We start from the raw sequence: 20,593 nt of genomic DNA on the forward strand, positions 1-20,593 counted from the left end.
ATATTCTCTCATTCAGGTAACAAATTATGGTCGATCAATTTGAACACAAACTCACTACCCGAAACCTTCGTCTCGAAGATTTTGAAGTCTTGCGTGATATCTCCCACCGCGCCTATAAGCGAGTCGACGCCTCCTGGGAAAAAGATGAAATTGCCACACTGATCAGGCGATTTCCCGAAGGTCAGATCTGCATAGAAGACAATGGCAAAGCGGTGGCCATTGCCCTTTCCCTTATCATTGACTTCAGCCTTTTCGGCGAACAGCATTCCTATGACCGGATAATCGGGGGAGGGACCTTCAGAACCCATGATCCCGAAGGCGATTACCTGTACGGCATCGAAGTGTTTGTCGACCCCGATTACCAGGGGATGCGTCTGGGAAGAAGGCTCTACGATGTCCGCAAGGAGCTTGCCGAAAATCTCAATCTTAAGGGGATTTTGCTGGGCGGCCGCATTCCCGGGTATTACAAGCACTCACACGAAATGTCGCCGCAGCAATATATCCTCAAGGTAAAGAACCGTGAGTTGACCGATCCTGTGCTCACCTTTCAGCTTTCCAATGACTTTCATGTCAGAAACCTGCTCGACAACTATTGGCCTGAGGACGATCGCTCCCGCGGCCATGCGGTGCTGCTGGAATGGGTGAATATCTATTATCAGAAGAAAACCAAGCTGATCGGCGGAGCCAAATCCATCACCAGGCTGGGGGTAGTGCAGTGGAAGATGAGGAGGTTCATCTCCTTTGAGGATTTTCTCCAGCAGGTCGAGTTTTTCGTTGATACCGTCAGCGATTACAAGGCCGATATTATTCTTTTTCCGGAATTGCTCAACGCTCCCCTGATCCACACCTACCATGGCAACAATCCGGCTGACGCCATGCGGCAGCTAGCCGGCTTTACCGAGCAATTGCAGCAGTCCATGGTTGATCTTGCCCTTGCCTACAATATCAATATAGTGGCGGGCAGTGTGCCGACCCTGCATGAAAACGGCAAACTCTACAATGTCTGTTTCCTCTGCCGGCGGGACGGCACCTGGGACAGCCAGGCGAAGATTCATATTACCCCGGAGGAAGATACCTACTGGAACTTTTCGGGCGGCAGCGAACTCAAGGTTTTCGACACCGACGTCGGCAAGGTCGGGGTTCTTATCTGCTATGACATAGAATTTCCGGAATTGGCACGACTGCAGACCATCAAAGGCATGAAGCTTCTACTGGTTCCCTTCTGGACGGACACCAAAACCGGCTACCTGCGGGTAAGAAGATGCGCCCAGGCGCGGGCCATAGAAAACGAATGCTTCGTGGCAATCTCGGGCAGCGTCGGCAACATTCCCAAAGTGGAAACCATGGGAATCCAATATTCTCAGTCGGCGATTTTCACCCCGTCCGACTTTTCCTTTCCCCATGACGCCATCGCGGCCGAAGCCACACCGGGCATTGAAACAACCCTCATTGCCGATTTGGACCTGGATCTTCTCAAAGAGCTGCGCGCCAAGGGAAGTGTACGCAACGCGGAGAGCAGACGTACAGATCTCTACGATCTGCGCTGGATCAGCTCACCGGAGGGCGGAAAGGAACCGATCTAGTACCTTACTGGCTAAAAGCTGTAACAAAAACAAGAAAAAGAGATGAATTAGTTTTTGTGAATTAGCCTCTATAGCCAAGGCACTTATACCCCTCAAGGGGGTACTGAACCGAGTCCCGGCCGGTTTACCGGCTTCCCGGGGTTAGATCAGAATAACGCGAGGGGTATTGCCCATGCTTTATCCCTTGGCGTTTTTTCGGAGATACTCGATAATGTCATCACTCTCATACATATAGGTGGCGCCATCGACCAGAAAAGGGACCATGGCCTTGCCGCCTTTTTGGGCTACCACATCTCTTCCTGGAGTACCCGGTGCGGCATTTATCACTCTATAATGCTCACCTTCCCGTAATCCCATTCTATCCGCGGCCTGCAATACCTTCCGGCAAAAAGGGCAACTTTCCCACATATACAGATCAATCATTACATCACCACTATTTTCTATTGATTTTTTTGTTATTTCAGGTCCTTACTCCCGTCCCCTTTTCCAGCAGATAAATGTTGACCGAAAAAAGCAGTACTGCAAACAGCACCAGCATTCCCAGACCTCCCCAGATATTGATATCTGCAATACCCAGAAAACCGTAACGAAAACCATCTATCATGTAGATAATGGGATTGGCCTTTGATATTGTCTGCCAGAAATCAGGCAGCAATGATATTGAGTAAAAGACTCCACCAAGATAGGTAAGCGGCGTTATGACAAAGGTTGGAATAATGGAAACATCGTCGAATTTTCGGGCAAAAATACCATTTATCATGCCGGCCAGGGAGAAGACAAAACTGGTAAGAACCGCGAAAAGGAGGCTAAAGAAGACACTGTACAATGGCAGCCTTACAAAAAGAAGGCTTACTATGGAAACCAATATCCCGACGCTCAGTCCACGGGTCATGCCACCTGCAACGTATCCCATGACGATGACCCAACTCGGGGTCGGGCTGACCAGCAGTTCCTCTATATTGCGCTGAAACTTGGTGCTGAAAAAACTGGATACGGTATTGGTATAGGAGTTGGTGATAATCGACATCATAATGAGGCCGGGGGCGATAAAGGCCATGTAATCGTAACCGCCGATATCGCGCAGCTGAGAACCTATGAAATTACCGAATATGATAAAATAGAGGGTCATGGTAATTACCGGAGGCACCAGGGTCTGTATCCAGATTCGAAATATCCGGATCATCTCCTTTCGGGCAATACTCCCCAGGGAAATCAGATCTTTCTTCATTGCTCTACCATCCCCATGAATAATTCTTCCAGCCTGTTTGATTTATTGCGCATGCTCTCGATGACTATGTTCTGGCGGATAAAGTGTTCGAATATACTATTGACCGACTGCGCTCTGCTCTTGGTGACCTCGATCGTTGTTTCATCAACCATCCTGAAAATCATGTCGTCAAGCGGGGCTATATCTCTCACAGGTTCTCTGGTGTCGAAAATAAAGGTTTCAAAATCAAGTTTCTGCAGCAATTCCCGCTTGCTTGTATTGGATATGAGCTTTCCGTGATTGATAATCCCGATTCTGCTGCAGAGCTGTTCCGCTTCCTCAAGATAATGTGTTGTCAGGATAATGGTGATACCTTCTTTATTTATCTCTTCAAGAAACCGCCACATACCGCGGCGAAGTTCGACATCAACACCGGCTGTGGGTTCATCGAGAATGAGCAGCCTCGGCTCATGAACCAGGCCACGGGCGATCATCAGCCGTCGTTTCATTCCCCCGGAAAGCTCTTGGGCAACGGCATTGCGCTTATCCCAAAGACCGAGTTTCTTCAGATATTTTTCAGCCTTGACCATCGCCTCGCCGCGGGGCATGCCGTAATAGCCGGCTTGCTGGGTGACAATGTCCAGCACCTTCTCGAAAATGGAGAAGTTATATTCCTGCGGCACAACTCCGATAAGGCGCTTGGCCGCCGGGAAATCCTGATCAATATCCACTCCGAAGACTTTGACGGTGCCGCTGCTTTTTATAACAAGAGAGGTGACAATGCCGATAACCGTTGTCTTCCCGGCCCCATTGGGCCCAAGAAGACCAAAGAACTCGCCTTCGCCGACATCCAGGCTTACTCCCTCGAGTGCCGTGACTCCGCTGTTGTATGTTTTGTGAAGATCGGTAATCGATAAGGCATTCATTTGCTTATTTAACCAGTTTGATAAAGTACTCGATAGTTTCCTGGGCCAGATTTCTCCCTTCAAGCTCGGAAATCTGCACGATGCCCGTAGGACAGGTAATATTTATTTCAGTGAGGTGCTCTCCGATTAAATCAAGGCCGACGAAGTGTATTCCCCGTTCAACCAGCCAAGGCCCGAGTTCCCCGATGATCTCGCGCTCACGTGCCGTCAGATCGGCTTTGAGTGCTTCACTGTTGGCAAAATTGGCGTGATATCCTTTCTTCGGTCGGCGCATGGCCGCGCCGAGGTAGCTCTCGCCCAGCATGAAGACCCGCTTATCGCCTTCATAAACCCGATCGAGAAACTTCTGCACCATGACCGGGCTTTTGCCGCCGCCGGTGAGGGCAGGCAGACTGGTGGTATCTGCGGCATTAATTTTCATTACCGATTTACCCTGAAAACTGTCGAGGGCCTTTACCACGCAGCTCTCGTGCCTTTCCAGAAAATCTTCGATAACACCGATATCCGAACTTACCAGTGTCGGTGTCATGAATTTATGAAATGAAAGAGCGATCAGCTTCTCGTTAAAATTGCGCAGCGAGGCAGGATCATTGACCACCAGCGTACCGGACAAGGAGAGAATCTGGGTTGCATAATGAAAAGCCATATCATATGGAGGTTCTTTACGCATCAGAATCAAATTGTAGCTTTGCAGGGGTTTTACTTCCTCAAACCCTGCGGCATCTGTTGCCAGTACAGCGGCCTGGGTCTCAAAAAAGAGCTTCTCGATGGTTGCTGTATCAACGTAAATGCCGTTTTTTCGAGCCTGATTGATAAGGGCAATGGAGGTGTCTGTCTTAGGAGCAAGTCCTTCGATGGGATCGAGAACAACAAGCCATTTCATTGCATTTCTCCAGTAAAGTAGTTCGGATTAAATCTTGGATAGGATGAAGACTCAGCAAAGGACTTCACTGTCGCGCAAAATTTCTCTCCTGCCCTCGCAACAGAAAAACAGAATCATAAGCCGCAGAATCCTTATATATCGCCAAAGATTTCACGGGCATCTCCGGCAATCGCAAAAATACGACTCATTGCGACAATATACATGGATTTCCAATTGGTCAAGATTGATGGCGGCGCGATAAGCACCCATACGGGCATAAACTCCGACTTCGAGAAAGCTCGATCTCCCGTGTTGCTGAGTTTTTGGCAGGTGTTCGGTATACTGGTCGAACACCTGCCAAATATTTTGCACCTTGTATATCGAAATTATTATCCAGCCACCTGGCATCGTGGCAACTTTTTTCGAGATTATTTAAGATTGCAGAATATCAAAGCCCGCCGGCATTGGCTCACCCTTCCCTCTGCTAAGCCAATGGCCTTGTTCCGGCAAAAAGAAGGTTGTCGTTTTTTTAGTGTAAGGTATGGTAAAATTCCTTGTCAGTGCTTAAAAATCAGGTACAATGCCCATTCTTCAATGTAAGGTGAAACAGAACAACTGTTATATGATCCAGAGGCATTAAAACAACATTCGGGTTCCCTCACCCCGACAACCAAAAAGGAATTCCATGCTTTCTCTTACCGCAGCGCAGACGCGGCGCGCTCTTTTTTTTCTCATCGGTTTTCATATTCTCATCATTGCCCTGAGCAACTATCTGGTGCAACTGCCCTTACAAATCTTCGGCATGCATAGTACCTGGGGAACCTTTAGTTTTCCTTTCATCTTTCTGGCAACCGATTTGACCGTTCGTGTTTTCGGTGCGGTTGAAGCCAGAAGGATTATTTTCGGAGCGATGCTTCCGGCCCTGGCCGTCTCCTATCTCTTTTCGGTACTCTTTTTTGAAGGAATTTTTCAGGGAATGCAAGGACTTACAGAAGTCAATTTTTTCGTTTTTCGTATCGCCCTGGCAAGTTTTACCGCCTATGTCTTTGGACAGCTTCTCGACATAAAGGTATTTGCCGGACTGCGCCGCAGCAGCAAGTGGTGGGTTGCTCCATCCGCTTCGACCCTGCTCGGCAACCTGCTGGACACCATCATCTTCTTCGGAGTAGCCTTCTGGGCATCCTCGGATAGTTTTATGGCGGCGCACTGGCCGGAAATAGCTGCACTCGATTATGGTTTCAAAATCACGGTGAGCATGCTGCTTTTTCTTCCTCTGTACGGTGTGCTTCTTCGCTATCTGACCGAGAAAATATTGATCGGCAATGCAGAAAGAGCGATAGCAGGATAGCGCAGATAATTCATAGATCCTGCTTGAACTTAGCCTGCAGGAAGTTTCGAGCGCCGCAATATCAAGTAATATTTTAAGTATTAGGCCTTTTGAAAATTACAATGAGCGACGAATCACCTCATGGACATCTTGTTTTAATCATTTATTACTTGGATGGATGCTCTAATCCGACTACGATATAGTTCATAACTGCTTTATACATAAGATTTTTATTACCATAAAATTCAGCAAAAAATATTTGTCTTTCAGGCAAGTAATCTAGTATATTTTCGGTTGTATAGTTTCTCCTTCCCGATCAAGCGATTCCTGAACGACGGTGAAAATGGGCTTTTGTAAGATCTCCAAGGGAAGCAGAATGAAACTGGCTGAAATTCATTGGTAGTCAGATAAAAAATTGGATCATCGAACAATGAAAACAGGCAGCAGTTCTACTCATACAGATGCACCTTTTTGTCATGAATTTACCGTAACCCCTGAGACCATCGACCAAAACGGACACGTCAATAATGTCGTCTACATCCAGTGGATGCAGGATATTGCCGTGCGTCATTCAGAGGTCTGCGGCGGCACTGCCGCAATCGAAGAAAGGGGATGCAGCTGGATAGTGCGCTCGCACGCCATTGATTATCTTAGACCGGCTTTTGCCGGTGATCGAATAGTTGCCGTCACCTGGGTTGTGGATTTCCGCAAGGTCCGCTCCCTTCGCAAATATCAGTTCCTCAACAAAAAGGATGGTAGGGTGCTGGCACGGGGCCAAACCGACTGGGTTCATGTGAACTCCGGGGGCCGCCCCTGCGTCATACCTGAAGAGGTAAAGGCCTGCTTTCCCTTACTGCCCGATTATTCCCAATAGATGAGCGGAAGACGTCCATCCAGTTCAAGTTAAACTGCTGTTGTCAGCTCTTTGCTGAATAGTTACTAATCCCTGAAAGCCGGTAAACCGGCCGGGACTCTGTCCGGTCCCCTCCTTGAGGGGCATAAGTACCTTGGCAGTAGTCAACCTGCTGGTTTTTAATATCGTTTCGAGAGCAAGACACTAAAAACTGAACCTGAAGCCCCTGTTATTTTTGCACACTGCACTTATGGTGTATCTGAAAAGAAAACCAAGACAGATTTGTATTTTGAAAATTCCCTATAGCCTTTATCCCGAGATGACTCTTCCTGCCGAACCGTTAATATCCAGAAGAACTGTAGCGCAGTGCGGATGAAAAACAATACCCTCATCACCCTGCTGCTCTCGGTTTTTATCGCTTTTCTCGGTATCGGCATCATTGTTCCCATAATGCCGGTATTTGCTGGAGAACTCGGGGCCGGCGGATTCTCCCTGGGCATGATAATAGCGGCATTTTCAATGACCCGGGGTTTGCTGCTTCCGCTGGTGGGCAATCTCTCGGACCGCTGGGGCCGAAAAAGTTTTCTCGCCACCGGACTCCTCATCTATGGAATCGTCGGACTCTTGATTCCGCAGGCCGAGAATATCGGTCAGCTCATTACCATCCGCAGTTTTCACGGCGTCGGTTCCGCCATGATAGTTCCCATAGCAATGGCCTACCTCAGCCTGCTCGCCCCCCGCGGCGAAGAGGGACGCTATATGAGTTATCTCAACATAGCGATTTTCTCCGGAATCGGCTGCGGTCCCATTATAGGTGGTCTGATTTACGATGCCGCGGGATTCCCCGCGGTGTTTCACCTCATGGCGGTCCTGAGTCTTATGGCTTTTCTTCTGGTTCTTTCCTACATGCCCCCGCATGTTCCTTCAGACACACGCCATGTTGCGGGAATGCTGCAGAGCTTCAAAAAAATGGCAGGCAGTTTAAAAACCGGCGGAATTCTTCTGGCCCGCTACGGCACCATGATTATCATGGTACCCACCATGGCCTTTCTCCCTCTGCTCATGGCCGGGTGGGGCAACAGCAGCGGCTTGCAGATAGGCATTGTCATCGCCGCAAGAACTCTGATAAACGCCCTGCTGCAGGTGCCCTTCGGCAAGCTTTCCGATCGATTCAACAAACTCATCATTCTAGTTGTCGGCAGCTGCTGTCTGGCGTTGACGGTTCTATTCATTCCCTGGATGGACACCTTTCCCAAAATGCTCCTCCTGTATCTTCTTCTCGGTGCCGAAGAGGCCGCCGTCTGGGCCGTCCTTGGCGCCTATGCCTCAATCGAGGCCAAGGAAAATTACGGACATGGCACCATGATGGGTGTCTTCAGCTTTGCCATGAGTATCGGCGTATTCACGGGTGCCGTGATTTCCGGGGTCAGTATGGACATATGGGGCATCGTATTTGCGTATACCGTTGCCAGCTGCGCGGTTTTTCTCATTTCGCTTGCTGCCTCAGGAATGATCCTGCTGCATAACCGCCGTGAGGAGGCAGAGAAAATCAAGCATTTCAGAGAAGATCGGTGAGCAGGACGCCGACACCTATCCTGTTGACGTAATTATCGTAATCGATCAGGCTTTCACCATATCCGGAAAAGTATTGGACATAGCCTCTGATGTAGGGGTAGTCTAACAGGGGAAAACTCCAGCCCAACTGCAAAGATCCTTTAGAGAAACCGGACTCGAGGTTATTTCTGCTCATCAGCGTGAAGGTTTGGTCATTTAGCCGATAGGCAAGTCTCAGTTCTCCATGCCCGAGATAATCGGTAATATCAGGATTATCGTCATCATCTTCATCTTCTTCAAGTCTGATCCAGGGCTTTATTGAAACGACGAAATCACCTCTGTGGAATATAAAATCGGCATAAATTCTATTCCAGCTGCGGGAAAGTCTCCCCGACTGCCCATTAGACTGATGCACAATACCGAAGACGTCTGCGGTGTTGCTGAACCCGAATATCTCGAAATCGGGATGGGCCTGCAGCCACAATTCCGGTTCATGATTGGTTTCCCTGAAGGGTGAAGAGGCGTCTCCATTATAAAGCTGCCAGAACGAGCGTAAGGTATAAGCGGCAAAGACATTAACATTCCTGTCGAAAAGATCTGCAGCAAGCGGTGTTTTAATACTCAGCTGAAAATGTGTTTCCGTATTTTTGAAAGAGAGATCCTCATCGCCCGCATTAGGATACCCTGCTTCGGAGTATCCTTGAAAATTATGGCCGGCCAGAAGAAAATAATTCTGCCGATGGGCCATGATCGTGAAAGGCCTTAAGATGTTGCGCTCATCCACGGACAACCTGCGCTCAACGGCATTTATCTCTCCGGCATCTTCATCACCGACTGCGGCATCGGTACCCGCCGCCTGCTCCTGACAGCGTGAACGCATCTCACCTGCCGTCATATCGTCAGGGGCGGTGAGAATCATTTCAGCAAGGCATGACTCCGGGGAGAGTTTTTCCAGTGAATCTGTGGCAAAAGAGTACAACGGAAGGCAGCAGATAATCAGCATGGAACTGACAGAATTTACTAGTATATATTTCATATATTCACACGCTCCGCAGTGGTAAAAGCTCTATCGTCATACCGTGGCGGATTAGCAGATTAGTCTGAAGCTCTGGAGGTATCTGGAAGGTTACTCGTGGGCCACCCGATATACTTCCTCGATGGTGGTCACTCCGTCGAATATTTTCTGGACTCCATCCTGGCGCAGGGTAGTCATGCCTTTTTCCACGGCGAGTCTTTTGATGGTATTGGAATCGGAGGTTTTGAGAATGGTATTTTTCATCTCCTTGTCGAGCAGCATCAATTCGAAGATACCGCACCTGCCGCGGTAACCGGTATGATGACATTTGCCGCAGCCTCGTCCACGGTAAACCTTTTTACCAACTGCCTCCTCGGGAGCGATACCGAGCTTTTTCAGCTCTTCTGCCTCCGGGATATACTCTTCCCGGCAATCGCTGCAGATGATTCTAACCAGCCGCTGGGCCAGAATGGCGTTGACCGATGAAGAGATGAGAAAAGGCTCGATTCCCATATCCCGAAGCCGGGTGACGGCGCTTGCGGAATCGTTGGTATGCAGAGTGGAAAAAACCAGATGTCCCGTCAGTGCCGACTGGATGGCAATTTCGGCGGTCTCGGTATCACGGATCTCACCAACCAGAATGACATCGGGATCCTGACGAACAATGGACCGAAGTCCCGAGGCAAAGGTCAGGTTTATCTTGGGATTGATCTGGACCTGCCCGATCCCGCTGATCCGATATTCCACAGGATCTTCGACGGTGATAATATTGACATCGGTGCTGTTGATGGTTGTGAGCGCCGCATATAGTGTGGTTGTCTTTCCCGAGCCTGTCGGCCCGGTTACCAGAATGATGCCGTTGGCCGCCCTTATCTCGGAGGAGAATTTATCCAGCCTGTCCCTGGGCATGCCGAGATCAGTCAGGCTGATGAGAATGGATGATTTATCGAGAAGCCGCAGCACCACCCGTTCACCAAAGGCGGTGGGCAGGGTTGACACACGGACATCAATTTCCTTATTGGCGATTTTCAACTCTATCCTGCCATCCTGGGGAAGGCGCTTTTCGGCAATATTCAATTTCGCCATGATCTTGATGCGGGATATAAGGGCCGACTGCACATGCTTTGGCGGAGAAAGCATATCATAAAGGATACCATCAAGCCGCTGCCGGATCTTCAGGCTGTTCTGGTAGGGCTCGATATGAATATCTGAGGCATTATCCCGCACAGCCTGGGCAAACATCAGGTTCACCAATCTGATGACCGGCGCATCACTGGTATCGTCCAGCAGGTCGCCGGTCTCTTCGATCTCGGAGAACAGAGCCTCGGCATCTTCCTCATCCATACCCTGCATCACCTCTTCGGCACTGTCCCTGGTCATATCGTAGGCAAAATTTATGGCGCTGACAATCGCTGCATTGGGACAGAGCACACAACGCGCCGTTTCCAGGGATAATACCTTGCGAAGATCGTCGAGAGGTTGAAAGACATAGGGATCGTTAACTGCAAAAAAGAGATCTTCCTCTGTCTGAACCGGCACTATCCGGTTGGCCTTGAGAAACCCTATGGACACATCCGAAGTGAATTCGGTATGTATATCCGCGGGCAGGGATGTTTTGACATCCAGACCGAACAGCGCCCCCTGGGCTCTGAGCAATTCAATTTCATCGATGACCTTCTGCTTCAACAGGATCTGGCCGAGATCTTCGCCGGTTTCCTCCTGAACTTCGGCAGCCCCGGCGATCTGGGCGGGAGTGAGACCCACCTGTTCTATGAGGATATCCGCAAGAGTTTTGATTGGCGGATGACTGACTTTTTCCTCTATTGCTATTTCTTCAGGTCGTATCATATATACTTTCTATCTTCCTTGGTTCTCTTCGAATAACGATTCCGGTTCGGTCTTGATTTTCCGCATTTCCTCGAGCCTTTCCCGGGCAAGCTGAATCAGTGGAACTCCGACCTTACTCGGGTCCGTAGCATTGACTGCGGTCATGCTGGTTCCCGTCAATATGACTTTTTGATAATTCTTGGCAGCTTCCTGCTCGTTGCCCTCCTGCTCGTTGATCACACCAAGATTGTACAGAGCGTAAGGATGATTCGGATCGATATCAAGCGCCTCAAGGAAATATTGCCTGGCCTCGGTATTCAACCCGGCCTTCATCTTTTCAAAGCCTAATTCAGCTAGCCGAACGGCATGGGTAGCATTCGCCTCGCGGAAGAGTTCTTTCTTTAACTGCGGCATGACATCACCCATCTGCTCTTCCTTCTTCAAGGTCACACCTGCCAGATCCGCCGGATTCTTGATAATGCGTGGAGTAATGAAGATGAACATATTGGTGCGCGTCCCTGAATCGGTATTGCTGCGAAACAATCGACCCAGCAAAGGAATATCGCCCAGAAGAGGCACCTTGGTGGCGGAGTTGGTGCTGTCCTCTCCGATAATGCCGCCTATCACCACAGTTTCATTATTTTTAACTATGACAGTGGTATTGGCAGTGCGCTTAAATGTGGTGGGGGTATCATCTTCAGCAGATTGCAGCTTGATCACTTCCGTGGCAATTTCCAGACGAAGTGTTTCCGCTTGATTGATTTGCGGGGTAATAGTCAAGGTCGTCGAAACGTCACGGTATTCATAGTTGGTATAATCCTGCTGACTTTCCGTGGTATTCCTGCTGGTGATATAGGGTCGGTTTTCACCAACACTTATTTTCGCTTCGGTATTGTCCGTTGTCAAAATTTGCGGAGTGGAAACTATGTTGATATCAGAATCATTTCTATATGCCCGCAGGACGGCACCGATATTGGGAAAGGTAATACCGCCTATTTTGATTCCCTGCTTAATCAGACCAAATGTGAGCCCTGTGGCGCTAGGTGGAGATGACTCACCAACTCCACCGAGCAGACCAAAGGGAGGACTACTGCTGAATCCACTGACCACGGTACCGGTCTCATCGGAGAAATTTCCTCCCAGAGCCCACTCCACACCAACTTCAAAGTTTTTAGTGGTGTTCACTTCAAGGATAAGGGCTTCCAGATAGACCATGCGTCTGGGAATATCGAGCTTGCCGATAACCTCGGAGAGGGTATTGTACTCGCTGCGCGAAGCATTGATAATAAGAGAGTTCGTCGCTACATCAGGCATGATCTTGACATCTCCGGAAATTGCCGGAGCCCGGCCCTGTCCATCCTCGGTGGCTGCCGCAGTCGGCAGAAAATTAAGGACAGTGGTCATTTCCTCCGCATTGGCATGCTGAAGATAGTGAACGTGAATATTGCCGCTGTCTCTCTGCATCTCTGAATCAAGAGTCTTTACCAGGCGGTTGACACGCTCTATATCGGAAGGCGTTGCCACCACAATGATCGCATTTATCCGATCATAGGGAACAATCTTGATAGGTATCTCCACTCTTGCGCCTTGCTGCTGTGCCGACCGGGCCTGCTGCTGAAACAACGAATTCAGCACTTGGCTTACCGCTTCGGAAGAAGCATATTGCAGCGGCAGAACAGCTATGTCCTCACCGGTGTAGGCTACATCGATTGCCTCAATGATAGCGATGAGGCGCTGTATATTGGAAAGCGTTTCGGTAACGATAAGAATACCGGATTGGGTATGTGCAATCATTACCGAGGTCTTGGAGACCAGTGGAGCCAGTATCTGTTTAATTTCATTGGGCGATGTATGCTTGAGCGGTATCAGTTGCGTTACTATCTGATCTTCTGGGAATTGTGCTTCGCCGGAACGGAATGTCCGGATATTTTCAGAGCGTGCCCTGACCGCAGGAATGATCTTGATGACCGGCCCCGACTGCACGGTTGTATAGCCATGAACGTCAAGAACCGATTCAAAAACCCTGTAAGCTTCGTCTTCCGAAATTTTTGTGGGAGAAATTATGGTGACATTCCCCTTTACGGTCTTGTCGACGATAAAGTTCTTCCCGGTTAACTCGCTGATATATTTTATGAATAAATTGATGTCAACGTTTTCGAAATCTATTGTGATAAACCTCTGGCCTCTCTCGGCGGATTCCTCGGGGGCAGCCCCCGCCCTGCTATATAACAGCAGCGGCAAAATCAGGACAAGCAAGATCAATATTCTACCAGACGGTCTTATCTGCATCTCGTTTAGAATCCTCTATAATAAATCGTGTAAATGGTCCGTGCGATGGGCTTGGAAATTACGCCCTCAAAGAGGTAAGCGATTCTTGGGTGCCAGTGCCGGGCACAGAAGATCTTCTCACCATGGAAAATACTATGTGTCGGCTCCATTGTCTCACATTGTTGTTTACCACGCAAGTGGTTCCAGAAAATTTTTTCCTGCGTTTTTAGGGAGAAACAACTTCGGTGTAGACTATTCAGCTCAGTTAACCGGATCTTCTACTAACGTATCGGGGTTGCTTTCTTCATATACCTGTTCTGCACCATCAGCTGGCTCGGGTATATCCTGCTGATTCCCTGTTTCCATCACGCTCTCATCAGGTTGGCCGATCCCGGTTTCTTCGGGGATTTCACCTCCGAAATCCTCGGGTCCGCCATTCATTTCTTCCTCACTGTTTTGATCGGTTGCAAAATCCCCGCTTTGCAAATCAGAGGGCACCACCCTTCTACGGGGAGATGAAGAATCCTGCGGCATCACAATCCGTCTCCTCTCCGGAGTGGGAGCAACAGCAGCCGGCGGCCTCATACTGGCCGCTTCGCTCATATCCAGTACCTCATCCTTTCCCTGATAGCTCAATATTACCTTGCCGCGAAGAATTTCCTTAATTTCTGCGTCCTCGACGACATCACCCCTATAGTAAATATCCTGCTCGTTGTTTTTTTTGTTCAGGATGATAGCTCTGCCGCTATTGTCGGTTCCGCTTACCGTCCCCATAAGCACCAGTTCAAGGCTGGTGGCTTCAAGCCCTTCCAGGGGATTTTCCGTAACAGGAGCCGGCTCCTCCTCTTCCGGAGCATAGGACTGGAAAAGATTTCTCTGCAGAATGACGTCGTAATTGGTATGTTTTTCCAGTTTTTCCGCGGGTTGTGCCGCTATGTCTTGCTCAATAGCTCTCTGTGCGGTTTTTCTATCCGTAGGAAGCAGATAATGCTCCACCACCCCGTAGAAAAGCTCTACAGCGCCAATGCTCAGCAGAGTTACAATAAAAAACGGGAGTATTCTTGTAATATTTTTTAGCATTTCCTATATAGTTCCGGGGCTGCTCATCTTTCAAACACAAATGTCGGCCTGCCTATTGTCCCGTCAATCCTGAAGGGAAGCGATACATCACCATAACGTCTTTGCATTCGGGTAACGATTGTTTTCAGTTCTCTCTTGCCCTGAAATAAATGGGCCTGCGGAGTTATGCCACCCCGAAGACTGATCGCTCCTGCAAGTATCGGCTCGGCCAGAGTCATTTCACCGGCAAAATTTACCTTAAGTTTCGGGTTTGTAACTTCCCCATTGGAAATCTTCAGTTCTTTCCCTTTCATATCGAAATCGAAGGAACTCTGTTGAATTTCAAATGTGGTAAGTTCCAATATCGGTTTTTTCAATTCCAGGGTTCCTTCGCTGACACCAATGCTTCCCTGGGCTGTCACAATGGTAAAATCTTGTGCTTCGAGGACAGATGAAACCTGCGCCTCAAGCAATCCTGTAAGGTTTCTATCCAGCTTTCCCTGCAAAAACTGCAGTTTTCCTAAATCAAGATTGTTTATTCGCAGATCTCTCAATTCAATGGTGTCGTTCTCGTCTTCAATCAGCACCAAGCCACTGTGACTGCCGCCAAAGGCATTGCTTTGCAGAGAGATGGCGCGGGTCGGATTTCGCCAGACCGGCTCGATTACCAGGAGCGAATCTTCAAAAAACTTCACCTCGGAATTTACTGCGTCACTCAGCTGCACATTCCCGAACCGGATCTTCAGGGGAAAGCCATAACCGGTGCTTCCGATGGAACAGGTCACACCGGGAATTCTCTTTTCTATCAAATCGCAGCTGAACTGCCGGAATTTCCCTCCGGGAAAACGCAAATAGAGAAGCAGACCGACAAGGAGTATGCCATAGAGAACCAGCGACAACCAATATGCTATCTCTTTCTTCGAACTCGTCATATTAACCATTATCCACAAAGGTCACTATCTGGATTATAACATCGAGAAGCCCACTCTCCCTACCACTCTCCTGGATCGAAATCCTTTTAATTGAAACAACCTGTTCGGGTGATTCAACCAACTCTAAAAAAGTAACAAGCTTTTCCAGAGAAATCTGTTGCAGCTTCATCTCCACCAGCGACTCGATCAATTCGCCTTCTTCTTCCGAGGTCGATGGTTTCATGTAGGCGATGAATTCTTTTACCCCTGCCTCTGTTGCCTGTCTGTCCAGAAAAGAGAACAAAGAAAAATCCGGTGCTCTCTTGCTCAACTGCTCTTTGATGCCTCCGGCTTCAGCCTGCAGCTTGCGGTATTCCTGCTGCAGAACCTGGAGTTCGGCGATATCCGAGCGCCTTTTCTCTATTGAAGTATCGAGCTGCCTGGAGGCCTCAAGATAAGGCCCGACACCGAATTGAAGCACAACAAAAGAGATCAGAAAGACAAGACCGATGACTATTACCAGCCTCTCCCGCCTCTCAAGTTTGTCAAAACCTGATTTATCCCGCAATCCACCAATATATTTCCCTATCATATCAGCCCCTCCTCAACTCCAGCCTGAGCTCAAAGCGAATATCCGAGCTCTGGGCTGCCAGATTGGCTGAATTGATGGTGACGCTGCTAAAATAGCTTGATCTCTCGAGTACTCTTTTCAAGCTATCCACACTGTTAAAATTGTCGGTCAGACCGCGCAGCAGAACACTGTTGCCGTCGGCGACCATTCTTACCACATGTACATTAGTGGATTGTGGAATACGGACTGATATTTCCGCCATCAGGTCAAGCACTTTCAAATCAGACTCAAGTTTGGCGTCTCCCAGCATTCCTTTCTTCATTTCCGTGATTTCAACCTGGAGCTGCCTGACCGGGTCAACGATTCGGGTAACCTCCGGCATGCTTGCTGCAAATATTTCTTCTCCACGTTCCTTCAGGTCCAGCAACCTTTTCTCCCGCAGATTATAATCGTTCCAGAGATATCCTATCGCAACCAGCACGATGACCAGCAGGGGGAGCCCCAGACGCGGAACAAGCTTACGATATTTCCGGTATGACGCTTTTCTGGAAAATACATCTTTGCGAAAATTAAAACCCGCCTGCTTCCTTCCTGAGCGGATCCCCAGGGCAAGGGCAGCCGTCATCAGCTCTCCTCTCCACACCCCACACTCCCGGCTTAAACCGACAGGCGGACGGATAAGATCACAGGGCAGCACCTCACACCCGAGATTCTCGCCGATACGACGGCTGCTCTCCGGGACATCAGCAAGGGCCCCTGTGAGAAAAAGCGGGGTATCGGAGTCGATATCATCAAGGGTGTAGAGTGTATGCCGTATTTCTTTGCACAACATGCCGAAGGTCTGCCCAATTTTTTCGGGCTTTTTGGCAAACACCTGCTGGGAATTCCTGTCTATCCGAAAATTCGCCCCGTCGCCGTTTTCAAAAACCATGGTGCGAATAAGCCGCATACGCCCATCGGCCATGACATACAAGGTTGTCCTCCTACAACCGGCGTCGAGCAGGACGAATCGTGATCTGGGCTGATTTTTGGAAAGCTGTAAAGCCGTCTGCACATTGGAGATGGCAACAATCTCCGGGTCAAGCTGCAGCTCTGCCAGCTCCGCCAGATACCGCTGCAGCAGATTTCTGTCGATCATTGCCGCCACCACCGCAGAATGTGTTCCTTTCTTGCCGGTAACCAGACTGTCTACCAACACATTTCCCATGTTTACGACGGCAGTATCTTCAAGCTCAATCGGAAGAATCCTGTCAATTTTTCTCTTATCGTGAAAGGGAAATGAAAGATTCCGGTAAAAGAAATTTTCAGCACCAAGGGACACCCTGCAGGGTTCGTTACTATACCCCAGGTGATTGAGTACTTCGGCAATCGATTCACCTAGAGAGTTCTCCTCGCTGCGCACGGCCATACCGCAGCCGACGACGGTTGCCGCATTGCCTCCTGCAGATAGCAGCACCCCGCAGACAACATCTTCACGGATATCTATGGATACAAGTTTCTGTGCCATTCTATTATTCTACCTTTCTGCTGAGCATGGCAATATCCTCTCCCTGCTGCCGTTGCACGACAGCCTCAAGAGATTTTGCCATAGTATTGTGTTCCGCTCTGCTCAGCACATGAAAAAAGCTGCTCGAGGTGGTTAATGTCTTTTCGTCAAAAGTTACACCTCCGAGAGGAATGTTCTTATACCAGGCAACCTCCTGCAGCATATCTTGATTTTCGCTGTTCTGTCTATATGTTATAAGGGTTTCGGCAATTTCATCGTTCATAGGCGTTCCACCATTCACCTCGCTCAATGCCTTGAGGATTGGAATCGGGGCCGTATTGATATTTATTCTGCCGTCTTCGCCATGCACGGTAAGCAGATCTTTCAGTCCCGGAGATTCCTCATTGCCGTAAAACAATTCCGAGGTAACGCCTCGGATCAGCAGGAGTTCTTCTATAAATTCCATTGGACCGTTTCGAGCGGAATAGGCCGGTTCCCTGTAGAGGTAATAGCTGCTCTCAGTCTCTTCGGGTCCGCTTTCTTCATCATTTTTATCTATCCAGTCGACAATGGCATTAATGATCAGGCTGGTTTCTTCTTCACTGAACTCGCCCAAATTGCCGGAGTCCAGCAGCGCCTTGAGGATTTGCTCACTTTTTGCTCCAACATCTCCTTCCTGAACCAGGCTGTTAATCTGCAGTCTGCCGCTGAGATCGCTGATGATTATATCAAGTTTTCCGTCGCCATAAAGCTGGGCCAGATCAGCGGTTCCCATGACCGCCCAGCCGTCATGGAAGGAATCAAATTCGTTTTCTTCACTATCCTGTTGCAGCACGGCCACAGCAAGATTATAACCGGATTTCACCATTACTCCCAGTTTTCCCGATTCCCGCAGATTTGCGGAGCTGATGAGTTCCTGCCGCATATCCTTGCTGAACTGCACAGTCACGGCTATCAGAAGGCTGATCACCGTCACGGCCAGCAACAGGGCGACTCCCCTGTTATTAAGCGGTATGCCCCAGATACTGCGCCTCATATTTTACCTGCCCCGGGGATGGCGACTGCCGTTGAAAAATAAATCAGGTCTTCATCGTCTTCAGCATCCTCAGCGGCAAAGCCTATTTTTAGCTTTACCACGGCCGGCAGCGGTGCATCGCCGTTACCGTTGGCCTGCCTTTCCTGGGTGGACCAGGTATCTGATTCATTGCCTTCCTGGTCAATATAGGTGAAACGTACCTCACGCAGCCCATCGCTGAGAAGAAAACCCTGCTCCTCTTCATCAACCGCTACACCCGGCAATACCGGAATATCAGTCCGAAAGAGGCGCAGGCGACTGGAATCCTCTTCTTCCGCCACGGAATAGGAAATCAGAGCAAACCCTCGGGGAGCTTCATCCTTGTTAAACACCAGATGAGCTCTTGAGGTGAAACGCAGCGTGTCTCCCCGATATTGGCCAAAGGTATTGGTTTCTCCGATCAGCTCACCGCTGCTTCCCAGGTAAAAGGAGCCCAGGTCCCGGCTGAATCTCTCCAGGGTTATGCGGGCACGTTCCCCGTATTTGGAGCTTGCGCCGGCATTGCTGATAACCTTGAACGTCGAGTTGTACGCTGCATAGGTCAGGCTGATTACCACAGAGAAAATCACAATGGCAATAAGCAACTCAGCCAGGGTAAACCCTGCAGGGCCATTACTCAGCGACCTGAAACTCTTCAAAATGCATTCCTTTCCAGGATATAGTAATCGACACTATGAGTGAAGGGGCTGTCATCCCAAAGGACCGTCAGCGTCACCCGTTTGAGAGGCCTTTCCAGGCTCTCGAGGATCTGCGATTCCGTCAGAAAGGCATCGTCAATTTCAATTTTCCAGCTAAATTGAGGATAGTCACTGAAATCGCCTTCAGCATCGTACACTTCCAGAATCCCTCCTTCCAGTTCGGCAAGCTTCTCTTCCAGAAGGAAAGTGGCTCTGGTGTTAAACTTTGCCTCCGTCGCCAAAGACAGACTCTGAGATTGCGAGCCGAAAAGCACCGTCAGTGTTATCGCCAGTATGGCAACGGCAATCATCACCTCCAGCAAAGTAAAGCCCGATTCGGAGTTTATCTTTTTTTCTCCTGCCTTATTCGACTTCAAGGTATTCTTCATATACTCTCGCCGAACCGGAAAAGGGTGAAAAGAACAGGGAAAGGACTTCTCCGCCTTGATCACGTAAATGAACAACGGTCTGATCCATATATCCCTGTTTACTGATCCACAGAGTAATCGTGTCTCGATTTTCCTTATCCTGGGAAGAGGGCTGGACATCGCTCAAACGGACACTCTCCGGCAGCCGGAAGCCTGTTTTCGGCTCGTCGTCAAAAACGTTCAGAGTGCCATCGAGTTCATACCAGAGCCTGTTTTCATCCATATCGAAATGGAGAAGGTAGGCTGCATTTTCCCGAACGGCAAGATTTCGTAGTTCCTGAACCGTGCCGATAATTTTCCGTGCCGTGGAATCCAGTTCATTGGTGAACAGATTGTTCCTTAATGTTGGAATGCTTACCGAGAGAAAGAGTGCTGACAGAATACAGACAATAATCAGTTCCATCAAAGTAAAACCAGACTCTCCGCCGGGAAAAACCGCTCGGCGTTCGCAGCGGAGAGCAACCCGAGTATTGTCCTGCTTACTCAATTTCCCAGCTATTGATATCTGCGTTTTCCTCTTCACCGCCTGACTCGCCGTCCGGTCCGTAAGAGCTGAGATCAAAGTCGGCGTTGACACCGGGACTAAAATAGACAAACTCATTGGACCAGGGATCTTTCGGAACACTTGCTTTTTCCAGGTATCCTCCCTCTCTCCATTTTGGAGGGAGCCTACCGCTTTCCGGTGCCTGAACTAGGGCCTGCAGCCCCTGTTCGGTGGAGGGGTAGGTGCCATTATCAAGTTTATAGAGATGCAGGGCGGTCTCCAGCCCTTTTATCTGCATGGCCGCTTTCGTTCTTTTGGCCTCTTCCGGTCGTCCCATGATTTTGGGGCCGACATACCCCGCAAGTATTCCGATGATGATAAGGACCACCAAAAGCTCAATGAGGGTGAAGCCGTGCTCGGCTGAGTTTCTTCTGAGAATGGTATTGGGTTTTCTGCAATGCTTCATTTGTATCGTTATTA

The 20,593-nt window shown here is 49.2% G+C and carries 20 protein-coding genes; 4 read left to right on the forward strand and 16 right to left on the reverse strand.

All coding sequences use genetic code 11. The features are described from left to right. Positions 1–26 precede the first annotated feature (26 nt). Entirely contained in the window at positions 27–1,583 is a 1,557-nt protein-coding gene (locus JWG88_RS18735) for a GNAT family N-acetyltransferase (protein ID WP_205235326.1), read from the forward strand. 177 nt (positions 1,584–1,760) lie between these two features. On the opposite strand, the gene JWG88_RS18740 is transcribed toward JWG88_RS18735, so the two are convergent. The 4 genes from JWG88_RS18740 to JWG88_RS18755 are packed head-to-tail and all read right to left on the reverse strand — an operon-like array spanning position 1,761 to position 4,599. Next, positions 1,761–2,006, reverse strand: coding sequence for a glutathione S-transferase N-terminal domain-containing protein (locus JWG88_RS18740; protein WP_205235327.1), 246 nt, complete (start codon positions 2,004–2,006; stop codon positions 1,761–1,763). A 37-nt stretch (positions 2,007–2,043) separates the two neighbouring features. After that, positions 2,044–2,811 carry an ABC transporter permease gene (locus tag JWG88_RS18745; RefSeq protein ID WP_205235328.1) on the reverse strand — a complete coding sequence of 256 codons (768 nt, stop codon included), beginning with the start codon at positions 2,809–2,811 and terminating at the stop codon, positions 2,044–2,046. Further along, entirely contained in the window at positions 2,808–3,716 is a 909-nt protein-coding gene (locus JWG88_RS18750; protein ID WP_205235329.1) for an ABC transporter ATP-binding protein, read from the reverse strand. The genes JWG88_RS18745 and JWG88_RS18750 overlap by 4 nt, the downstream gene beginning before the upstream one ends. Before the next feature lie 4 nt (positions 3,717–3,720). After that, positions 3,721–4,599 carry an ATP-grasp domain-containing protein gene (locus JWG88_RS18755; protein WP_205235330.1) on the reverse strand — a complete coding sequence of 293 codons (879 nt, stop codon included), beginning with the start codon at positions 4,597–4,599 and terminating at the stop codon, positions 3,721–3,723. A gap of 664 nt (positions 4,600–5,263) precedes the next feature. Here JWG88_RS18755 and JWG88_RS18760 point away from each other — a divergent pair. From JWG88_RS18760 to JWG88_RS18770, 3 genes are all read left to right on the forward strand, one after another. Next, on the forward strand, positions 5,264–5,926 hold the full coding sequence (locus JWG88_RS18760; protein WP_205235331.1) for a 7-cyano-7-deazaguanine/7-aminomethyl-7-deazaguanine transporter: 663 nt from the start codon (positions 5,264–5,266) through the stop codon (positions 5,924–5,926). Between the two features lie 409 nt (positions 5,927–6,335). Further along, positions 6,336–6,779, forward strand: a complete 444-nt coding sequence (locus JWG88_RS18765; RefSeq protein ID WP_205235332.1) for an acyl-CoA thioesterase — start codon at positions 6,336–6,338, stop codon at positions 6,777–6,779. Between the two features lie 351 nt (positions 6,780–7,130). Then, positions 7,131–8,333: an MFS transporter gene (locus JWG88_RS18770; protein ID WP_205235333.1), complete on the forward strand. Its 1,203-nt coding sequence runs from the start codon at positions 7,131–7,133 to the stop codon at positions 8,331–8,333. Here the strand turns inward: JWG88_RS18770 and JWG88_RS18775 are convergent. From JWG88_RS18775 to gspG, 12 genes are all read right to left on the reverse strand, one after another. Beyond that, the gene (locus JWG88_RS18775; RefSeq protein WP_205235334.1) at positions 8,317–9,348 is read right to left on the reverse strand and encodes a phospholipase A; all 1,032 of its coding nucleotides are present in this window, start codon (positions 9,346–9,348) and stop codon (positions 8,317–8,319) included. The genes JWG88_RS18770 and JWG88_RS18775 overlap by 17 nt on opposite strands. Before the next feature lie 90 nt (positions 9,349–9,438). Further along, complete coding sequence (gspE, locus tag JWG88_RS18780; protein ID WP_205235335.1) at positions 9,439–11,175, reverse strand: type II secretion system ATPase GspE; 1,737 nt, start codon at positions 11,173–11,175, stop codon at positions 9,439–9,441. Positions 11,176–11,184: 9 nt separating this feature from the next. Continuing rightward, positions 11,185–13,410 carry a type II secretion system secretin GspD gene (gene gspD / locus JWG88_RS18785; protein WP_205235336.1) on the reverse strand — a complete coding sequence of 742 codons (2,226 nt, stop codon included), beginning with the start codon at positions 13,408–13,410 and terminating at the stop codon, positions 11,185–11,187. A gap of 273 nt (positions 13,411–13,683) precedes the next feature. Further along, positions 13,684–14,502, reverse strand: a complete 819-nt coding sequence (locus JWG88_RS18790; protein WP_205235337.1) for a type II secretion system protein N — start codon at positions 14,500–14,502, stop codon at positions 13,684–13,686. A 23-nt stretch (positions 14,503–14,525) separates the two neighbouring features. Beyond that, positions 14,526–15,413 (reverse strand): type II secretion system protein GspN, encoded by an 888-nt coding sequence (gene gspN, locus JWG88_RS18795; protein WP_205235338.1) that lies wholly within the window; start codon positions 15,411–15,413, stop codon positions 14,526–14,528. Position 15,414: 1 nt separating this feature from the next. After that, the gene (locus tag JWG88_RS18800) at positions 15,415–15,984 is read right to left on the reverse strand and encodes a type II secretion system protein M (RefSeq protein ID WP_205235339.1); all 570 of its coding nucleotides are present in this window, start codon (positions 15,982–15,984) and stop codon (positions 15,415–15,417) included. A 1-nt stretch (position 15,985) separates the two neighbouring features. Further along, positions 15,986–17,470, reverse strand: a complete 1,485-nt coding sequence (locus JWG88_RS18805; protein WP_205235340.1) for a PilN domain-containing protein — start codon at positions 17,468–17,470, stop codon at positions 15,986–15,988. Positions 17,471–17,474: 4 nt separating this feature from the next. After that, positions 17,475–18,485 carry a type II secretion system minor pseudopilin GspK gene (gene gspK, locus JWG88_RS18810; protein WP_205235341.1) on the reverse strand — a complete coding sequence of 337 codons (1,011 nt, stop codon included), beginning with the start codon at positions 18,483–18,485 and terminating at the stop codon, positions 17,475–17,477. After that, positions 18,482–19,162 carry a PulJ/GspJ family protein gene (locus tag JWG88_RS18815; RefSeq protein WP_205235342.1) on the reverse strand — a complete coding sequence of 227 codons (681 nt, stop codon included), beginning with the start codon at positions 19,160–19,162 and terminating at the stop codon, positions 18,482–18,484. Before JWG88_RS18815 ends, gspK begins: the two co-directional genes overlap by 4 nt. Next, positions 19,159–19,590 carry a type IV pilus modification PilV family protein gene (locus tag JWG88_RS18820; protein ID WP_205235343.1) on the reverse strand — a complete coding sequence of 144 codons (432 nt, stop codon included), beginning with the start codon at positions 19,588–19,590 and terminating at the stop codon, positions 19,159–19,161. The genes JWG88_RS18815 and JWG88_RS18820 overlap by 4 nt, the downstream gene beginning before the upstream one ends. Beyond that, positions 19,565–20,032, reverse strand: a complete 468-nt coding sequence (locus JWG88_RS18825) for a pilus assembly FimT family protein (protein ID WP_205235344.1) — start codon at positions 20,030–20,032, stop codon at positions 19,565–19,567. The genes JWG88_RS18820 and JWG88_RS18825 overlap by 26 nt, the downstream gene beginning before the upstream one ends. A 76-nt stretch (positions 20,033–20,108) precedes the next feature. After that, positions 20,109–20,579: a type II secretion system major pseudopilin GspG gene (gene gspG / locus JWG88_RS18830; protein WP_205235345.1), complete on the reverse strand. Its 471-nt coding sequence runs from the start codon at positions 20,577–20,579 to the stop codon at positions 20,109–20,111. Positions 20,580–20,593 lie beyond the last annotated feature (14 nt).

It is taken from the genome of Desulfopila inferna (genome assembly GCF_016919005.1).
GTDB classification, from domain to species: Bacteria; Desulfobacterota; Desulfobulbia; order Desulfobulbales; family Desulfocapsaceae; genus Desulfopila_A; species Desulfopila_A inferna.

What these genes read in the sequence shown, in the direction of transcription:
- JWG88_RS18735 (WP_205235326.1), top strand. Translation starts at nt 27, where the DNA reads ATGGTCGATCAATTTGAACACAAACTCACTACCCGAAACCTTCGTCTC.
- JWG88_RS18740 (WP_205235327.1), bottom strand. Translation starts at nt 2,006, where the DNA reads ATGATTGATCTGTATATGTGGGAAAGTTGCCCTTTTTGCCGGAAGGTA.
- JWG88_RS18745 (WP_205235328.1), bottom strand. Translation starts at nt 2,811, where the DNA reads ATGAAGAAAGATCTGATTTCCCTGGGGAGTATTGCCCGAAAGGAGATG.
- JWG88_RS18750 (WP_205235329.1), bottom strand. Translation starts at nt 3,716, where the DNA reads ATGAATGCCTTATCGATTACCGATCTTCACAAAACATACAACAGCGGA.
- JWG88_RS18755 (WP_205235330.1), bottom strand. Translation starts at nt 4,599, where the DNA reads ATGAAATGGCTTGTTGTTCTCGATCCCATCGAAGGACTTGCTCCTAAG.
- JWG88_RS18760 (WP_205235331.1), top strand. Translation starts at nt 5,264, where the DNA reads ATGCTTTCTCTTACCGCAGCGCAGACGCGGCGCGCTCTTTTTTTTCTC.
- JWG88_RS18765 (WP_205235332.1), top strand. Translation starts at nt 6,336, where the DNA reads ATGAAAACAGGCAGCAGTTCTACTCATACAGATGCACCTTTTTGTCAT.
- JWG88_RS18770 (WP_205235333.1), top strand. Translation starts at nt 7,131, where the DNA reads ATGAAAAACAATACCCTCATCACCCTGCTGCTCTCGGTTTTTATCGCT.
- JWG88_RS18775 (WP_205235334.1), bottom strand. Translation starts at nt 9,348, where the DNA reads ATGAAATATATACTAGTAAATTCTGTCAGTTCCATGCTGATTATCTGC.
- gspE (WP_205235335.1), bottom strand. Translation starts at nt 11,175, where the DNA reads ATGATACGACCTGAAGAAATAGCAATAGAGGAAAAAGTCAGTCATCCG.
- JWG88_RS18790 (WP_205235337.1), bottom strand. Translation starts at nt 14,502, where the DNA reads ATGCTAAAAAATATTACAAGAATACTCCCGTTTTTTATTGTAACTCTG.
- gspN (WP_205235338.1), bottom strand. Translation starts at nt 15,413, where the DNA reads ATGACGAGTTCGAAGAAAGAGATAGCATATTGGTTGTCGCTGGTTCTC.
- JWG88_RS18800 (WP_205235339.1), bottom strand. Translation starts at nt 15,984, where the DNA reads ATGATAGGGAAATATATTGGTGGATTGCGGGATAAATCAGGTTTTGAC.
- JWG88_RS18805 (WP_205235340.1), bottom strand. Translation starts at nt 17,470, where the DNA reads ATGGCACAGAAACTTGTATCCATAGATATCCGTGAAGATGTTGTCTGC.
- gspK (WP_205235341.1), bottom strand. Translation starts at nt 18,485, where the DNA reads ATGAGGCGCAGTATCTGGGGCATACCGCTTAATAACAGGGGAGTCGCC.
- JWG88_RS18820 (WP_205235343.1), bottom strand. Translation starts at nt 19,590, where the DNA reads ATGAAGAATACCTTGAAGTCGAATAAGGCAGGAGAAAAAAAGATAAAC.
- JWG88_RS18825 (WP_205235344.1), bottom strand. Translation starts at nt 20,032, where the DNA reads ATGGAACTGATTATTGTCTGTATTCTGTCAGCACTCTTTCTCTCGGTA.
- gspG (WP_205235345.1), bottom strand. Translation starts at nt 20,579, where the DNA reads ATGAAGCATTGCAGAAAACCCAATACCATTCTCAGAAGAAACTCAGCC.